The organism is Vibrio cincinnatiensis DSM 19608, from assembly GCF_900167345.1.
GTDB lineage: Bacteria > Pseudomonadota > Gammaproteobacteria > Enterobacterales > Vibrionaceae > Vibrio > Vibrio cincinnatiensis.
Map to the genome: position 1 here is coordinate 64,034 of NZ_FUXB01000006.1, position 16,513 is coordinate 80,546.

General features: G+C 43.2%; 14 protein-coding genes. 6 read left to right on the forward strand and 8 right to left on the reverse strand.

All coding sequences use genetic code 11. The annotated features are described in order from the left end of the window. Window positions 1–58: 58 nt before the first annotated feature. Window positions 59–820 carry a phosphatase PAP2 family protein gene (locus tag B5D54_RS06935; protein ID WP_078925807.1) on the forward strand — a complete coding sequence of 254 codons (762 nt, stop codon included), beginning with the start codon at window positions 59–61 and terminating at the stop codon, window positions 818–820. Between the two features lie 37 nt (window positions 821–857). Here the strand turns inward: B5D54_RS06935 and B5D54_RS06940 are convergent, their stop codons facing one another. The 3 genes from B5D54_RS06940 to glgX all read right to left on the reverse strand — a co-directional run bounded on the left by B5D54_RS06940 (window position 858) and on the right by glgX (window position 5,722). Then, window positions 858–1,562, reverse strand: a complete 705-nt coding sequence (locus tag B5D54_RS06940; RefSeq protein ID WP_078925808.1) for a DUF445 domain-containing protein — start codon at window positions 1,560–1,562, stop codon at window positions 858–860. 126 nt (window positions 1,563–1,688) lie between these two features. Continuing rightward, entirely contained in the window at window positions 1,689–3,536 is a 1,848-nt protein-coding gene (locus tag B5D54_RS06945) for an ABC transporter ATP-binding protein (protein ID WP_078925809.1), read from the reverse strand. A gap of 209 nt (window positions 3,537–3,745) precedes the next feature. Further along, window positions 3,746–5,722 (reverse strand): glycogen debranching protein GlgX, encoded by a 1,977-nt coding sequence (glgX, locus tag B5D54_RS06950; protein WP_078925810.1) that lies wholly within the window; start codon window positions 5,720–5,722, stop codon window positions 3,746–3,748. A gap of 448 nt (window positions 5,723–6,170) precedes the next feature. Here glgX and B5D54_RS06955 point away from each other — a divergent pair, with 448 nt between their 5' ends. From B5D54_RS06955 to B5D54_RS06975, 5 genes are all read left to right on the forward strand, one after another. Beyond that, entirely contained in the window at window positions 6,171–7,442 is a 1,272-nt protein-coding gene (locus B5D54_RS06955) for a maltoporin (RefSeq protein WP_078925811.1), read from the forward strand. A 97-nt stretch (window positions 7,443–7,539) separates the two neighbouring features. Then, window positions 7,540–8,352 (forward strand): MalM family protein, encoded by an 813-nt coding sequence (locus B5D54_RS06960; protein ID WP_078925958.1) that lies wholly within the window; start codon window positions 7,540–7,542, stop codon window positions 8,350–8,352. A 195-nt stretch (window positions 8,353–8,547) separates the two neighbouring features. Beyond that, the gene (locus B5D54_RS06965; RefSeq protein WP_078925959.1) at window positions 8,548–9,054 is read left to right on the forward strand and encodes a glycosidase; all 507 of its coding nucleotides are present in this window, start codon (window positions 8,548–8,550) and stop codon (window positions 9,052–9,054) included. Between the two features lie 74 nt (window positions 9,055–9,128). Then, window positions 9,129–10,742 carry an alpha-amylase family glycosyl hydrolase gene (locus tag B5D54_RS06970; protein ID WP_078925812.1) on the forward strand — a complete coding sequence of 538 codons (1,614 nt, stop codon included), beginning with the start codon at window positions 9,129–9,131 and terminating at the stop codon, window positions 10,740–10,742. Window positions 10,743–11,123: 381 nt separating this feature from the next. Then, window positions 11,124–12,302 (forward strand): tetratricopeptide repeat protein, encoded by a 1,179-nt coding sequence (locus B5D54_RS06975; protein WP_078925813.1) that lies wholly within the window; start codon window positions 11,124–11,126, stop codon window positions 12,300–12,302. A gap of 61 nt (window positions 12,303–12,363) precedes the next feature. Here B5D54_RS06975 and sstT read toward each other — a convergent pair whose 3' ends face one another. From sstT to B5D54_RS07000, 5 genes are all read right to left on the reverse strand, one after another. Next, the gene (sstT, locus tag B5D54_RS06980; RefSeq protein WP_078925814.1) at window positions 12,364–13,578 is read right to left on the reverse strand and encodes a serine/threonine transporter SstT; all 1,215 of its coding nucleotides are present in this window, start codon (window positions 13,576–13,578) and stop codon (window positions 12,364–12,366) included. A 370-nt stretch (window positions 13,579–13,948) separates the two neighbouring features. Further along, entirely contained in the window at window positions 13,949–14,398 is a 450-nt protein-coding gene (locus tag B5D54_RS06985; protein ID WP_078925815.1) for a copper chaperone PCu(A)C, read from the reverse strand. 2 nt (window positions 14,399–14,400) lie between these two features. Next, window positions 14,401–14,991 carry an SCO family protein gene (locus tag B5D54_RS06990; protein WP_078925816.1) on the reverse strand — a complete coding sequence of 197 codons (591 nt, stop codon included), beginning with the start codon at window positions 14,989–14,991 and terminating at the stop codon, window positions 14,401–14,403. After that, window positions 14,988–15,416 (reverse strand): hypothetical protein, encoded by a 429-nt coding sequence (locus B5D54_RS06995; protein ID WP_078925817.1) that lies wholly within the window; start codon window positions 15,414–15,416, stop codon window positions 14,988–14,990. The genes B5D54_RS06990 and B5D54_RS06995 overlap by 4 nt, the downstream gene beginning before the upstream one ends. A gap of 155 nt (window positions 15,417–15,571) precedes the next feature. Further along, on the reverse strand, window positions 15,572–16,489 hold the full coding sequence (locus tag B5D54_RS07000; protein WP_078925818.1) for a polyprenyl-phosphate transporter: 918 nt from the start codon (window positions 16,487–16,489) through the stop codon (window positions 15,572–15,574). Between the last annotated feature and the right edge of the window lie 24 nt (window positions 16,490–16,513).

The window sequence follows — 16,513 nt, forward strand, 5'->3', positions numbered from 1 at the left end:
GATAGTTTTCTTATTTAACCTGACTACACTGGGCTAAAAAATGAAAAAGGAGAAGACAATGGTTCTGATGCCGCCATTATTGAGTCGTCAAGTGGGCTTATGGCTACTTATTGGATTCCTATTGGTGCTTATTCCGATCACGGCGGTATCGTCATCGGTAAATTGGTTAGATCTCGATCCAGCAGGGCTGACTCGATTTTTTTCGGTATTGACACAAACGGCAGGGAAAGAAGGATTTGTCATTACATTAATGCTCCTTATCTTTTGGACGTACTGGCGAGCACCTAACTTTCGCCACCAATGGCTGAATCATGGTATTCAGCTAGCGCTGTTATTATCATTCACCATGGTAGCTAAGGTTGGCCTAAAACAGGTGACGCATAGCCCACGGCCTTATACTGAAGTGATGGTACAGCGGTTAATCATTCCTTCGGAAGAACATTTTTATCGCTTGGATCACCAACAGCAAGAGGCGGCTGTTACATTAATGGCTGAAAAAGTTTCACCTTATCGTCTTTTGGCTTGGCAGCAAGAAAGAGATTTTTCTTTTCCATCTGGACATACGGCGTTTGCGGTTGCTTGTTTGCTCTTTTTTGGCGGTTTATTACTGGAACAAAAGCGCTGGGTGAGTGTCGCCGCCCTTTTTAGCTGGAGTGTGATGGTTGGCCTTTCTCGTTTATGGCTTGGAATGCACCGCCCTGAGGATTTATGGGGGGCGGCTATCTTGGTGGGTGTTTTCTATGTGTGTATCCCAAGGCGATACCCAGGGTTAGAGCGAGCGATCTCTTTGATATTACGAATGAAAAAGAAAATGGGCTGAAGCCCATTTTCTTTTTATGAGAATGACGTCTGAGGTGTTATGGAATTAAGGTGGCAAGAATCCCAATCATGCCCCCAAAGACTCCCCCCCAAACAACTAACCAGCCAAGATGCTGTTTAATCATCGCTTGAACCATCTCTTTAACTAACTGTGGGGTTAATTCGTTCAAGCGTTGGTTGATGATGTTTTCAATATTGATTTTGATTTCATCAAGCATCGCTGGTGATTCCAGTTGAGTTTTTAATGCTTGTTTGACGGAATCACTTTGGCTTATCTGAACCATAGAGGCTTGCATCTTTTCTACGAAGGGTTGCTTAAGGGGTTGTAATACCTCTGATCCGCCAAACATAGCTAGCATACCACCAAAGGAAGAGTGTTGGATGACGTCAACCAGTGAGTCAAAGGTTGGGTTGAAATCAACCTGAGCGATGACGGGTTCAAGGTCAAGCGCTTGATTGCTGCTCATTTCTTGATTTAAAAAACGGTCAATATTGGCGTCGGTAAAGAACTCTTCCATCATTAATCGTTTAATTGCGGCTTTGAAATCTTCAAAACGAGCGGGAATAACCCCCGATCCATATAAACCGGGCACTTTTTCAAACAGCATATGAATGGCTAACCAGTTCGTGATTGCACCGGAAAAAGCAAATAAGCCCGCATTAAACAGGATAGGTAGGCTTAAGTAGTAGCCGATAGTCAGTAACAGTAAAGCAATGAGGTTTGTGATAATACTTTTGTTCATGATGACTTCAATGGGATATCAAACAGTAAGGTAAATAGAAGAGAGTAATAGTAAGAGAAAATGCCAAAGCAGGGAAGAGCCAGCACCAGCGTGCTGGCCGTATGATTTGGTTTGAATGAGTACCGATTAGGTGAGGTTCTCTTTCGAATCTCTCCCAATAAAGCCTCCTGTCTGGTGGGCCCATAGTTGAGCGTAGATACCATTTTGATTGATTAATGCTTGGTGGGTGCCTTGCTCTACGATTTTGCCTTTATCTAATACGATGAGTCGATCCATCGCTGCAATCGTTGAAAGCCGATGAGCAATAGCAATGACGGTTTTTCCTTGCATCAGTTCATTGAGGCTTTCTTGGATAGCCGCTTCTACTTCAGAATCCAATGCGGAGGTTGCTTCATCTAACACAAGTAATGGCGCATCTTTGAGTAAAACTCGGGAGATAGCTATTCGCTGGCGTTGTCCACCAGACAGTTTGACGCCTCTCTCTCCCACTTGCGCGTCATAACCCGTGTTACCATACGCATCGGTTAATGTTTCAATAAACTCGTGTGCATGAGCTTGCATCGCTGCGCTGCGCATCGCTTCATCATTGGCAGTGGGGTTACTGTAGAGAATATTGTCTCGAATAGAACGATGCAGTAATGACGTGTCTTGTGTCACCATCCCGATGGCACCGCGCAAGGAGTCTTGGGTAACCTCAGCAATATTTTGCCCATCAATTTTAATGGTTCCACCTTCAACATCATGAAAACGTAGTAATAAGTTAACTAAGGTTGACTTCCCTGCCCCAGAACGGCCAACTAACCCGACTTTCTCCCCCGGCTTAATGGTCAAGTTAAGGTGATTAATCACCTCTTTACTTTCTCCGTAATGGAAGCTGACATCTGAAAATTCAATACGACCCTCTGTTACGTTGAGATCGGACGCATGAGGGGCATCTTCAATGGTGATCGGCTTTGAGAGCATTGTCATGCCATCGACCACGGTGCCCATGTTTTCAAATAGTGCCCCCACTTCCCACATAATCCATTTCGACATCCCGTTAATTCGCAGTGCAAGGCTGATAGCAATCGCAATGGCTCCCACACTGATGGCGCTGATTGACCATAAATAGATAGATATCGCAGCAATGATAAAAACTAAAAAGTAATTAGCGATTTCTACCCAGATATTAAACCCAGAGACCAAACGCATCTGGCGGTAAACGGTGTCTAAAAAGCCGTTCATTCCTTCTTCTGCATAATCGGTTTCACGTCGGCTGTGTGAAAACAGTTTGACAGTCATGATATTGGTATAACTGTCCACAATTCGCCCTGTCATCATGGAACGAGCATCGGCTTGTTCGCTTGATACTTGTTTTAATTTGGGGATGTAGTAGAGCTGAATCGTGATATAAGCCGATAACCAAAGCAGCATGGGAAGCATTAAGCGCCAATCTGCTTGAGCGAGCATTACCAACATGGCTGAAAAATAGACGATCACATAAACAAAAACATCTAGGGTTTTCATCACTGTTTCACGAACCGACAGTGCGGTTTGCATCACTTTCGTGGCAATTCGGCCTGAGAATTCATCTTGATAAAAAGAGAGGCTTTGTTTTAACAAATAGCGGTGAGCCAACCAGCGAATCGACATCGGGTAGTTGCCCAGTAGTGTTTGGTGAATGAGCAACGAATAAACTGAAATGAGCAGGGGCATCCCGACCAAAAGGAGCAGAGCGAGCCCCATTAAAGTATTGCGGTTATCCGTGAAAAAATGATCAGGATGACTGCTAGAGAGCCAATCTACTAATTGGCCCATAAAACCAAAAAGAGACACTTCAATAATGGCGATTAAGGTGCTTAGTAATGCCATGATCATTAAAGGCTTTTCATACCCTTTCGTGTAGTGGCGGCAAAATGCCCACAAGGTATTCGGAGGACGTTGTGGGGTTGCTTTGGGGAAAGCTTCGGTAAAGCTTTCAAATCGTTTATACATGGGAAACCCTTATTGAACTCTGCGAAAGAGTCATTAATAGGAATAATAAAAGCAGAGGAAGAGTTGTTATAACAGAAGTATCGGTTGATATCAAAATGGTAACATACAGAGAAAAGAAAGCCTGAAACTCAGTGCGAAAGCGTTTTGAGTGTGAGCACAGTGCGGCTCTCAGAAAACCCATGAGTTAGGTTCTCTGAGAGGGCGAGAGTTTAATGCTTAGCGCATTTCTTTTTCGGTTGACAGTGTAAAATCGCCATAGAGACGGGAAGTTGCAAGACTTCACCTTTAGCCGTGTCTTTATGAACGGTACGCATATTGGTATCGCAAATAACACACCATTCTTGATTATGATCGCTTGGTAAAGTGAACCGAGCGGTGGCATTGGTTTGGTTGATCAAATAAAGTAACTCTTGGCCATCTTCACCAATACCGATATGCAATGCGACGGAACTGACTTGATTCCAATCATCTTGCTCCATTAAGGTTCCATCATTACGACGCCAAAACACGCGGTTAGAGTTGCGGGTTTCACCACTAAAAGCACGAATAAAAGGCACCATATAACGCTGACGGGCGGTGATCATCTCTGATAACCATTGCCTAAAGTAGTGCTTACGTTCAGTCAAATGCCAGTTAAGCCAACTGATTTCATTGTCTTGACAATAGGCATTATTATTTCCTAACTGAGTGTGTGAAACCACATCAGCAGTAAGAATATGAGGAATACCAAAGGCAAAGAGCAAACTTGCCATAAAGTTACGCTTTTGTTTTTCACGGATGGTGCGGATCACCATATTATCGGTATCACCTTCCACTCCATAGTTATCAGAGCGATTGTCTCCGTGACCATCTCTGTTTTGTTCGCCGTTGGCCTCATTATGCTTATGTTTGTATGAAACGAGATCTTGTAATGTGAAGCCATCATGATAGGTAATATAGTTTACCGTTAATTTATAAGGCCATAATGATGCACTGTAGAGATCACGAGAGCCCATAATACGAGTGGCAAATTCTTTGAGATAGCCTTGATCGCCACGCCAAAAACTGCGAGTAATATCTCGTAATTTATCGTTGGTTTCATTCCAGCCAAAAGGGAAATGACCGACTTGATAACCATTAGGGCCAATATCCCAAGGCTCGGCGATCAACTTGACTTCTCGCAAGAGAGGATCTTGAGCTACAGCTTTAAAGAAAGCGGCTTCTTGGCTGAAATTATCACCATGACGACCCAGAGTTGCCGCTAAATCGAAACGGAACCCATCGACATGATATTCACTAACCCAGTAGCGCAGAGTATCCATTACAAGGTTCAGCGTTGGTTGATAGGCGAGATCTAAGGTATTACCACAGCCAGTGAAATTGGCAAACTGCTGGCCATGTTTTAGGTAGTAATGTGAGTCAAGGGCTTTAAGGTTAAAGATGGGCCCCCCTTCTCCACCTTCTGCCGTGTGGTTGTAAACCACATCAAGAATGACTTCAATGCCTTGTTTATGGAGTTCACGAATGGCGGTTTTTAGCTCATTGACGGCATCCTTGGCAGCATAGCGAGGATCGGGGGCCATAAAAACATAAGGGTTATAGCCCCAGTAATTCACTTTCCCCATTTCTAATAGGTGGGGCTCATGCATACAGGCGGCAATGGGTAGCAATTGTAGCGTATTAATATTTTGCTCACGGTAAAAGGTCAGCATGGGTTCGCTGATCAGCCCAAGGTAAGTACCTCGTTGGTTCTTATTTACCTCCGTATGCAGTTTCGTTAAGCCTTTTACGTGCGTTTCAAATAACACCATTTCATCGCGTGGGCGTCTTGGCTTTGTGGTTCCTTGCCAATCAAAGCTGGGATCGATAACCACACATTTAGGGAGATCAAAACTTTCCGCTGGCGTCAGAGGAACTTGATAACTCAGCTCATGGTCCAATGCTTTTGCATAGGGGTCGGACAGGTAAAAAAGCTCGCCCTCTAACTGAGTAATAAAACCATAGCGTTGCCCAGCTTTCACTCCTTTTACATGAGTGTATTGAATTCCTGCATATTCATTATCTAATGGGAGAGTTTGATAACTCCCATCCGAATGAAAAAGAGCCAGCAGCAAGTCGGTATCTGCTGGAGCGTAGATTGCAAAATTACATCCGTCATCATCAAGTGTCGCGCCGAGCGGATACGGCTTAGAGAGCATCAATGTCATGGTAAGTTACCGTTGTTCTTCTTTTTTCAGTCACTGCCTCTTTAAGTAAAAGGTTTTGTCAGCGTAAGGTCAAGCGCCTTGTCACAAATATTCTCATGTAATTTTCTTTCATCGAAGTCGCTCATTGAGGGCAAAAGAGTGATCAAAGAGGCACTTTGTAGCGTAAGAAGCTGGAACTCAGTGAGACTACTCCCCCCAATTCCGTGATCAATGGTTTAAAAACACCATACGGTTAAATTTCTCCTCCTTTCTCATCCCCCCTAAATATCGTTAGGGCGGAGGAAGCCATGCCCCTGCGCCTTTAGTAACCTCTTCCACAGTTGAAACAACTGGGGACTCGTCCCATCTTACCTCTTTTTATCGTTGATTCATTTCTGCCTTTATGAGTTCGATAAAGAGAGTGTGCAAATAGAGTGACATAAGAAAAAACTAAATGGAGTTAACAACGATGAAAAAGATAAGTGTAATTGCTGCTGCAGTGGCTGCTTCTTTAGCAGCGGGGTCTGCTTTTGCTGTCGATTTTCACGGCTACATGCGTGCTGGCGTAGGGGTTAGCGCTGATGGTGGTCAACAAGTTACGTATGAAAAAAATAAAATTGGACGCCTAGGTAACGAAGGTGACACTTATGGTGAAGTTCAGTTAGGTAAAGAAGTTTATAACAACAATGGAAAAACGTTCTACGTTGATTCTATGTTTGCAATGAGCTCCAACGGTTCTAATGACTGGGAAGGAACGGGTACTAACTGTGGTTTGAGCGGAAGCGACCTAAAATGTACTGATGATGTTGAATTTGCACTTCGTCAATTCAATGTTCGTGCTCAAGGTGTTTTAGACTTTGCTCCAGAAGCCACACTATGGGCGGGTAAACGTTTCTATCAACGTCATGATATTCATATTTCAGACTTCTATTACTGGAATATTTCTGGTTCAGGCGCTGGTATCGAAGGTATTGAAGCAGGCCCAGGCCGCCTATCTCTAGCTTGGGTTCGTAATGACCGTGGTGATCTCGCTGATACTGGTAACAACGGTGGTGCGGTTAACGTTAATACACTTGATGCACGTTATGCGGGTATTCCTGTATGGGAAAATGGCTCCTTAGAAGTTGGTATTAACTATGCGCTAGTTCATGATACTGATGCGGCGTCACAAGCGGCTAAAGATGCTAAAAATGGCGTAATGTTAACGGCTGAATTAACTCAAGGTCTTGCGAGTGGCTTTAACAAAACAGTATTGCAATATGGTACAGAAGGCTATTCTAAAGCGTTTGCTTTCTACGGTGACGGTAGCTGGTATGGTGCTGAAGCGAAAAAAGGCGCTAGTGGTTATCGGTTAATCAACTGGGGTGTGGTTGGCCTTGGCGATAGTTGGGAACTGGGCCATCAATTAGTTTATGGTGTAGGCGAAGAGATGTGGGACGGCCAAGATAAATGGAAAGCCATGTCTGCCGTTATCCGTCCGGTTTACAAATGGGACGACAATCACAAAACCATTTTTGAAGCTGGCTATGCTGTAGATGATAACGATGGTGCTAAAGATAAATATGGTAAGTTGACCGTTGCTCAAGCTTGGTCTGCTGGCTCAAGTTTCTGGGCTCGTCCTGAAATTCGTCTTTATGCTTCATATTTAAACAGTGATAAAGCTGATAACAGCAACACCTTTGATAATGGTAAGTCAGATGACTCATTCCAGTTTGGTGTTCAAGCTGAAGCATGGTGGTAATGAGCAATAGAGATTAATTTACTGTCCTAATCAATACAGCCAGAGTTTCTCTGGCTGTATTCTTTCAGCCCTTATTAGATTCCGAGGTGAGAAAATGATAAAAAAATGGTTAGCACCATTATTAGTTGGGGTGTTAGTGACCGGATGTACTTCAACGGAACAACTGGACTTACAGCAAAACCAAAGTGCTGAGAAGTTTATTACTCACCTTGAAAACGTCTCTTGGAATGTCCTTGATATACCTACAGAAGTTGAATTCACGTTTAATCAGTCAAGTCAGCTCTTGTTAGATGGAAAGAGTGCAGGGCCTGTTGCCGGATTTATTATTCCAGGAAATAGAGGAAGTTTAGACATTTCTCTGGCGAGTTTTGTCTCTAATGATTTAAAAGTTTATGCACCCACCGTGGTGATTCTTGATGGTCAAGGAAAAGAGATCTATAAGAAAACGTTTTCTGATTTTCAATATTATCCAGCCAAAATGCTAGATAATGATCAGTTCGTTACAACGTTTAATGTTATTCCTGATATGACTGGTCAAGAATTAAAAGTTCTTATTTATACAACTGCGGAAGATTTAGCCGGAACGAGTCAAATTTTGCATCCTGCTAAAGCTCATGCTTTAGCTCGACATACCCAACCACCTGATATTGCTGACCCTTATGCAAACCATTCATTATCAGGACATTTACGCTTAACCATTACTGCGAATGATATTGTTTCTAGACATATTGTTACAAACACAAATGCTCGTCCTCAGGGAACGGAGTTAACCGCTTACTACCATAGTGAAATAAAAAAAGCAGTGGTTGAAAATAATATTCCGAAAGCGCTTGGGTTATTAGATGAAGCAAAAGATTTAGGAATTAAAGATGCCCAGGAAATATTTGTTAAAGCCATAAATTCAAAATAATAAAAAGCCAGAGTTTCTGGCTTTTTATTACCTAAGTGAAATATATTTTGATATGGTAATTTACTTCACAGAAATTATGACATTTCTTCTCTATTATAAAAACTTACAACTATTTGTTTAACAGATATGTTTTTCTTTTTAAATCCTTTATTTAAAAGGTGGTTTAATGTGTATAGTAAAAGGAATTAAATGAATATGAAATTAAGAAAATCCTCATTTTTATTTTCGGTTGTTATTGGTTTGATGGGATGCCAGTCAACATCTGAGTCTAGTACTGTGGAAGAAACAGTAACGAATTTGTCTCCACAAGCGGTGATTGATTTCATGTCTCGCTGTGATAACGCGGATAGTACGGCTCCTGGCCCTATCAAACAGCCTCTGTATGTGGTTGGTAGCTTCCCTGATGCGAATTGGAAACACGTTCCTGCTCGGCAATACCAATATAAAGGTAATAATTTCTATCAGGCAGTGACGGTAGAAAAAGACGGCAGCTATAAAATGCAATATGCGACAGAGCTTTGGTCTCCACAATTTACCGCCAAAGGCCGTCGACTCAATGTGGGTGAACTGACGGAATTAACTTTTGGTGGATATGGTACAGATACAACGGTCGATATTCAGCAATCGGGTAAATATGTTTGGAGCTTACAGTTTGATGAAAAAGGTAAGCCTCTTAATATCATGGTGAACCCTTGTAAATAATCGTTCATAAATTCAATCAACACAGTAAGAAATATCTATTTTTTTTTACTGTGTTTAATATGATGTATTAAATAATGAAATTTCATGTCTATAAAATTCTTAGTTTAATCTCCATTATTAGCTTATTATTAATAGGTTGCTCTTCTTCTGATGATGAACAGGAGGAGTTTAATCAGCGTACTTCTTTTGAAAATTATGCTTGCTCTACTCAAATAGCTGAAAAAAGTAATACATTGATGACTTATCAAATCATGGTCGAAAGCTTTGTTGATGGTGATTCAAGCATTGGGCACGGGACTGGGTATGGTACTAGCCACCATAAAGGAGATTTACAAGGAATTATTGATTCTTTGGATTATATTAAAGCCTTGGGTGTGAATGCGATTTGGCTGACTCCGATTTTTGAATCTCAGCCAATAGCAGGGCAAGATCACTGGGCTGATCGTCTTGATGCAACGGGATATTTTGCAACCGATTATTTTAAAATAGATCCCCGTTTCGGAGACTTAGCCACGGCTAAAACCTTGGTGGATGAAGCGCATAAAAGAGGGTTATACGTTTTCTTTGATGGGGTCTTTGGCCATCATAAACAAGGCTTAATTAAACCTTCACCTTCTGGCTTACTTCCTTCAGGGAGCAATGACCCTGTTGATTACCCAGACAGTTTGGCGTTTTATAAAGAAGTGGCAACCTATTGGATCAAAGAGCTTAATATTGATGGCTGGCGGTTAGATCAGGCTTATCAAGTGCCGTTGGCTGATTGGATCCAAATTCGTAAAGCGGTTGAGCAAACCTCTCAAAGTGTTACTTATATCAATGCTGATGGAGTAGCAGTGAATCCATTGGGTTATATGGTGGCGGAAGTCTGGAAAGGTGAATCTGATATTGCTCATGAAGCTTATGGTGAAACACAAGCACCTGCTTTGTGTTCTGCTTTCGACTTTCCGATGCGTTATCGAATCGTCGAAACGCTCGCGGTCAATGAAAGTGGTGACGGTGGAAAGGGGGCGCAATGGTTAAATAATGGGTTTATGACACACAACTCATACCCCGCACATGCTCAGCCTAACCTAATGCTTGGGAACCATGATTTAGTGCGCTTTGGGGATTTATTGCAACGCGGTGGACTTGCTCAGCCCAATGAGGAGGATTATTGGTTGCGCCACAAAGCCGCCTTTGCTTTCCAAGCCGCTTATACCGGGCCAATTACACTCTATTATGGTGAAGAAATTGGCGATCAAGTGGATAATTTTGATGCGAAAGAAGATAACCAAACGTGCGCAATACGTGGTGTCTGTGACGATCATGTCGCTCGCAGCAGTGCAAAAATTGACGGCGTCAATGCAACGCTTGATGCAAACCAAGCTGATTTAAAAAACTATGTGACATCATTATTGGCTCTACGGGCTAACCATCCGGCGCTCTATCAAGGTTCTAGAACTAATTTACTTGCGGATGCAACTCGTTATGCGGATCTAAAACAGTCGGGCGAGGATCGTGTGTTATTTTTATTAAATACCTCTCAAATGACCGAACAATTTTCTTTTTCAGCCGCAGAACTGGGGTCTGCGATTGAGTTGGTCGACTTGCTTGATAATCATACAAGGCTCACGCCCATCAAGGGTGTTTACACGATACCGATGGATCCTTTACAAGCTCGATTTTTACAAGTGAAAATATCAGATTAATCGGACACACCTTTTCGATGCTCCACTGTTTGTCTTCTGTGGAGTATCGATGTCCTCCCTTGTTTTTAACCCCCTGTTTCTTTTTATGATCCCTACTCTGTGGCTGACAATCTCTTTCTATCATTATGGTTGTGGTATACTCATGCCATTGTGTTCGCCCTTTCTTATTGAATGCAGTGCAAATTCTTTATGAGGAAAAAGGGGAATCGATTGGGGAATACGTTGATATACAGTAAGCTTACGGATAGTGAGTTAAGGCGCAACTGTATTCAGTGCTCTGCCCCCATTGATTTGAGGCTGTAACGGTCAGTTACTTGGGGATTGTCTGTATAAAAATAGACCATTTTGAGTGCACTTGAGCCATAGATAAAAAGAGATGATATGAATACCATTGGTATGGCAATTGGGGCGACTGGGCTTTCGCTTATCCTGATTTTTGTCTGGATGATTTCCTTGTCGATCCGGAAAAAGCGTTTAGAAGCGGAGAAGAAAGCCAGAGAAGAAGCATACCGTAAAGCGCTTGAACGGATGCGAGAACAAGAGCGTAAAGAACGTTTGTTTAAAGCGGAGTCGGGGCACGTACCCACAATCTTATATTTAGCCAAAGAAGCAGAACGTACAAATTTGAAAGAAGCGCTGTTTTGGTATGAGAAAGCCGCGCAATTTGACAATATTAATGGGATGTATGGCATTGTGCGCATTTGTGAAAAAGCGCGTGATGATATGATTCTCAGAGAGAAAGCAAAGTTTTGGCAGCAATTCATTCGTGCTATTGAAGGGGATGTCAATGCGAAGTTTGAAACCGGACTGGCAATGATTTACGGGAGAGGAACGGAAACCAATGTTTCTAAAGGGCTCTCTTTGATTCAAGAGGCCGCGGAAGATCAACACATCCCATCTATCATCTTTATGGGGGATTGGTGTGTCTCTAAAGATAACATTGCACCTGCTCCCAGTGATTCAACCTTTTGGTTTGCTAAGGCGGCAAAATTAAATAGCCTTGAAGGAATGATGAAACTAGGGCTGAACTACCTGCAAGGAGTCGGCGTTCCCGCCGATCACGGTAAAGGCTGTTACTGGTTAGAGCGCGCCGCAGAGAAAGGCCATGCGGAGGCGATGTATCATGCCGGAGAAGCTTGGGTTGCTCGTGGGCCAAGCGGTAATGCGATTGCGTATATTTGGTTATTTCTTGCGGCTTTTTTTGGTTACGGACCTGCAAAAGGGCTACGTGATCAAATTGGTAGTGAAATTGGGGTGGACTCCGTGGTGGGGTTACAGTCGTTAGCAAAACCATTACAGAAAAAAATTACCGCATCGACGGTGAATAAACACTCGATTATTCGAGCGCTCAATAAGTTGTATAAACGCGCAGTGCCAGTGCCGAATAAAGGGGAAGAGTTAGAGGATGAGGATATTTTAGCTCCATCAGATGAACATGGGCAGGAAGAGGATTGGTTTACTGATGAACCAGAAAGCCTTGCTGAAACCCAGCAAGAAGCCCCTAAACCGGCAGTCTTAGACTTTTCTCAAACAGCAATGGATAAGCATAAGCCATTATAAGTGTTTGTAATAAAAAACGGCCCGATATGAATCGGGCCGTTTTGTTTATGAAAAAGATAAATCACGCTTGAGTTTGTTTCGCTTGGCAAACCGCTGCGGTAAAGACAACGTCCGTTGAGCTGTTGAGCGCTGTTTCTGCGGAGTCTTGGATTACACCGATGATAAAGCCGACAGCAACGACCTGCATGGCGATATCGTTAGAGATACCAAATAGGCTACAAGCAAGAGGAATTAATAGTAGCGACCCCCCTGCAACCCCCGAGGCTCCACACGCTGAAATAGCGGCAACCACACTCAGTAATAAAGCGGTCATTAAGTCGATTTCAATACCGACGGTATGAACAGCGGCCAGCGTTAATACGGTAATCGTTATCGCTGCACCTGCCATATTAATGGTGGCACCCAACGGAATAGAGACGGAATACGTATCTTCATCGAGTTTGAGCTTTTCACACAGAGCCATGTTCACTGGAATGTTTGCCGCACTGGAGCGAGTGAAAAAGGCGGTGACGCCACTTTCACGTAAGCACTGGAATACGAGGGGGTATGGATTCTGCTTTATTTTCGTAAAGACAATTAATGGATTGACGACTAAAGCAATAAACAACATGGCACTGAGGAGAACAACAAGCAGTTGAGCATAACCTGCTAAGGCATCAAAACCGGTCGTTGCTAACGTCGATGAAACTAAGCCAAAGATACCAAATGGAGCCAAACGGATAATAAAACGCACAATTTGTGAAACGCCATGGCTGAGATCTTCAAATACCGATTTGGTTGTTGCCGAAGCGTGGTGAAGTGCGAGTCCTAAACCAACAGCCCAAGCAAGAATACCAATGTAGTTGGCTGACATCAGCGCATTCACTGGGTTATCGACCAATTTATAGAGTAAGGTTTGTAGAACTTCGGTAATCCCTTGCGGGGGGGTTGAACCTTCTACGCCCGAAACCAGTACCAAAGTGGTTGGAAACATAAAGCTAAGTACAACGGCTGTGAGCGCTGCAGCAAATGTACCAAACAGATAAAGAACGACGATGGGTCGCATATAGGTGTGTTGGTTTTTCTTTTGATTAGCAATGGATGCTGCGACCAAAATAAAGACGAGAATGGGGGCAACCGCTTTAAGTGCTCCGACGAAAAGGTTACCGATTAAGCCAACGCTTTGCGCTTTATCTGGTGAAACGGTCGCTAATCCGATACCTAAAACGATACCAGCTAAGATCTGTAACACTAGGTTTCCACGAGCAAAACGGGCAAAAAGAGAGTTGCTTTGCATAGTTATCCCTGCGATGAAAATGAATTTATTTTATAGTTATCCCCAAGAAACGTCAGCAACGTGGTCATTAACCCCTGTACCATCAAGCGCCTTGGGTGAGCCCAGCCAGTGATTGTCCACCAATCGGTGGAAATATGGCAGAGCGTAGCCAATATTAACGTCACCAAACAATGTGTCTAGGTTTTATTGATAACAAGCATAAAAAATTACTAAGAAGGGTGAAATAAAGCTCAAATTTAAATAAATGTTAACTATTTGTGGTTGTTTTTGCGCCAGAAGAGTGTTTTGTTTGGTTTTTTCAATGTGTTTTATTTATTTGATTATTGTTGTGAATGATTGGCTATGATGGGGGGGCGCTCCCCCCTGCTATTTAATGATGATGATGGGGCATGCTGGTGATAATTTTCTTAACGGGGGCGATAAATAGGAGTGACTGACCGGTTTGTGTCATCAGTTGCAGAGTGATCTCCTCGCCTTCATCAAAAGGGTGTTGAAGATCAAAGAGCATAATATGGAAGCTGCCCGGTTTTAACTCTAATGTCCCTTGCGCAGGCACCGTGAATTGATCGACTTGACGCATTTTCATGACCGCTCCTTCTTGAATCATATCGTGCAATTCGATTTTCCCCGCAGAAGGACTGGACGCCGCCACAATATATTCATCCGTTTGGCTATGATTGATGAGTGTGCCAAAGACGGCGCTGGTTGGCGCGTTAGGGGGGGTGGCTCGCGCATAAGGTTCTTTGATGACCAAGCTATCATGAGCATAAGTATAAGTGGCGAACAAGCTGGTGATTAAAATGAATAGGCGATATTTCATCTTTATTTTCCTTCAGTGGTTATGACTTCTTTTATCGCCGCCACAATGGGGGCTGGGGTATTGGTATGTGGAACTTGGGTGATTAACGTGCCATCAGGCTTTAGAAAATAAAAGTAGGAGCTATGATCGAGGGTGTATTTCAATTCGGAATTGGGTAGGTTCGTTTTTTGAAAAATAACCCCATAACGCTCAGCCAATAACCGAGTGAGATCGAAAGGGAGAGCCATACCTTCTATTTGAGGGTGAAAGTAGGCAGCATAAGTTTTGGTGTCTTGTGGTGTATCTCGCTCGGGATCCAATGAGATAAAAATAGGACGCAGTTGCTGCAACGTTGGTTCATTGAAGTGATGAAGAGCCCCCGAGAGCATGGCCAGCGAAGTCGGGCAGACATCGGGGCAGCGGGTAAAACCGAAATAGACAACACGAATCCGTGGGTCATGAGTATCAAATAAGTGCTTGATCAGTGGGTGTTCAGTTGACACCAAAGTCTCTGAGGTACTGTGCTGTTGAGTGGGTTGGGTGTCCCAATAGCTTTTTAACCCAAAGCCCAAAGCGAAAATAACCACGCAAAAGAGCGACCAATTTTTACTCATTTTTCCATCCTTACTGAAAGATAAACGCTGGCATGTCCATCCGTTAACATCCCTATCCAAGTCATGCCTTGCAGAGTACAAACGGGGAGCATTAACTCACCGCTAAACGAGCCTTCAGCTTTTTTTGTCAGCAGAAATTTTACGGTTCCCATCTCCATTTCTAATCCTTGCAAAGTGAGCGTTAATTGTTGACTTTGGGCATTCGGCCATTCAACCATGAGTGTGGTTGCGACTAAAGGCTGAACGATATCTTGAGTTAATGTCATACTCACGCCTTGCTGTTGGCAGGTTTGAGTCGAGAGCGGACAATAGTGATGAACTTCCTGTGGTGGAGTATGAGTTTGCCAATGCTTAATGAGATCGCTGGCATACCATCCTGCGAGTAAGGCAAGCGCGGCGAGTATCAGCTTAATAACCGTATGCATGGTATGGCAATCCGTGACAACAAACACAGAATGTTAACATAATGAAAATAGACGAAGGCCGGAAATAAGAGAGAAATGTGTGATGAGTCAAATTCTGAGGCGGTTTCCTTCCCCAACAGTGTGGCTATTAGGGAAGGGAGGGGATTGCTGATGATTTAGCGAGTGCGAGAGGCAAATTTTTCAAGTCCAAGGACAAGAAACACCGCACACAGCATGCAAAGAATCGCAAGGCCGAATTGTGCTGGTTGAGTGGTGAGCTGCTCATAACTAAACGGTGATACGTTTTGTTGGGTCAGTGCAATCGGTTCACCATGGGAATGAGTACTCCACTGGGTGGTCTGTTTCCACGGCCAAATCTTAGGTAATGTTCCTAGCATAAGTCCGGTAAGAAAGGCGAGAGTGATGTCTCGGTAACGTTTTAGCAACCAAGAGAGAAGATGAGAAAAGCTGGTGATCCCAATAACACATCCGGCAAGAAACAAAGCAAGAATATCGATTTGTAATGTCTTTACTGCATCAAGAATGGGGGTATACATCCCCAGCAGTAGTAAAATAAAACTCCCTGAAATGCCCGGTAAAATCATGGCGCAAATAGCAATACTGCCAGCGAGTACCATGTTCAGGTGGGTAACTTCCATATCAATAGGCTTAAGAACCGTAATGGTATAAGCAACGAGTACTCCGATCCCAATAGCCAGCCAGCGGGAAAGCGATCTTTGTTCTATTTGTTGGCACATATGCCAAACGGAAATGAGAATTAAGCCAAAGAAAAAAGACCATGTTGGGATGGGGTGAGCGACCAATAGCCAAGAAATCAGCTTAGCTAAGCTAATGATACTGGTGAAAATGCCTCCGAATAATGCGAGCAGAAAAGCACCATTGATATGCTGAAAGGTTGCTCGGGAACCTTGTTTTTTCCAATAAAGAATCAGGCTGGGGTTGATGCATCTAATACTTTCCAGCAAGGTGTCATAAATACCAGTAATAAAGGCAATGGTGCCACCAGACACGCCAGGAACGACATCGGCCGCACCCATAGCGATTCCTTTGAAAAAGGTACTTACATAATTCATTACACACCCAATATCATATTAAAG

Coding starts and splice junctions, on each gene's coding strand:
- B5D54_RS06935 (WP_078925807.1), top strand. CDS start 59: ATGGTTCTGATGCCGCCATTATTGAGTCGTCAAGTGGGCTTATGGCTA.
- B5D54_RS06940 (WP_078925808.1), bottom strand. CDS start 1,562: ATGAACAAAAGTATTATCACAAACCTCATTGCTTTACTGTTACTGACT.
- B5D54_RS06945 (WP_078925809.1), bottom strand. CDS start 3,536: ATGTATAAACGATTTGAAAGCTTTACCGAAGCTTTCCCCAAAGCAACC.
- glgX (WP_078925810.1), bottom strand. CDS start 5,722: ATGACATTGATGCTCTCTAAGCCGTATCCGCTCGGCGCGACACTTGAT.
- B5D54_RS06955 (WP_078925811.1), top strand. CDS start 6,171: ATGAAAAAGATAAGTGTAATTGCTGCTGCAGTGGCTGCTTCTTTAGCA.
- B5D54_RS06965 (WP_078925959.1), top strand. CDS start 8,548: ATGAAATTAAGAAAATCCTCATTTTTATTTTCGGTTGTTATTGGTTTG.
- B5D54_RS06970 (WP_078925812.1), top strand. CDS start 9,129: ATGAAATTTCATGTCTATAAAATTCTTAGTTTAATCTCCATTATTAGC.
- B5D54_RS06975 (WP_078925813.1), top strand. CDS start 11,124: ATGAATACCATTGGTATGGCAATTGGGGCGACTGGGCTTTCGCTTATC.
- sstT (WP_078925814.1), bottom strand. CDS start 13,578: ATGCAAAGCAACTCTCTTTTTGCCCGTTTTGCTCGTGGAAACCTAGTG.
- B5D54_RS06985 (WP_078925815.1), bottom strand. CDS start 14,398: ATGAAATATCGCCTATTCATTTTAATCACCAGCTTGTTCGCCACTTAT.
- B5D54_RS06990 (WP_078925816.1), bottom strand. CDS start 14,991: ATGAGTAAAAATTGGTCGCTCTTTTGCGTGGTTATTTTCGCTTTGGGC.
- B5D54_RS06995 (WP_078925817.1), bottom strand. CDS start 15,416: ATGCATACGGTTATTAAGCTGATACTCGCCGCGCTTGCCTTACTCGCA.
- B5D54_RS07000 (WP_078925818.1), bottom strand. CDS start 16,489: ATGAATTATGTAAGTACCTTTTTCAAAGGAATCGCTATGGGTGCGGCC.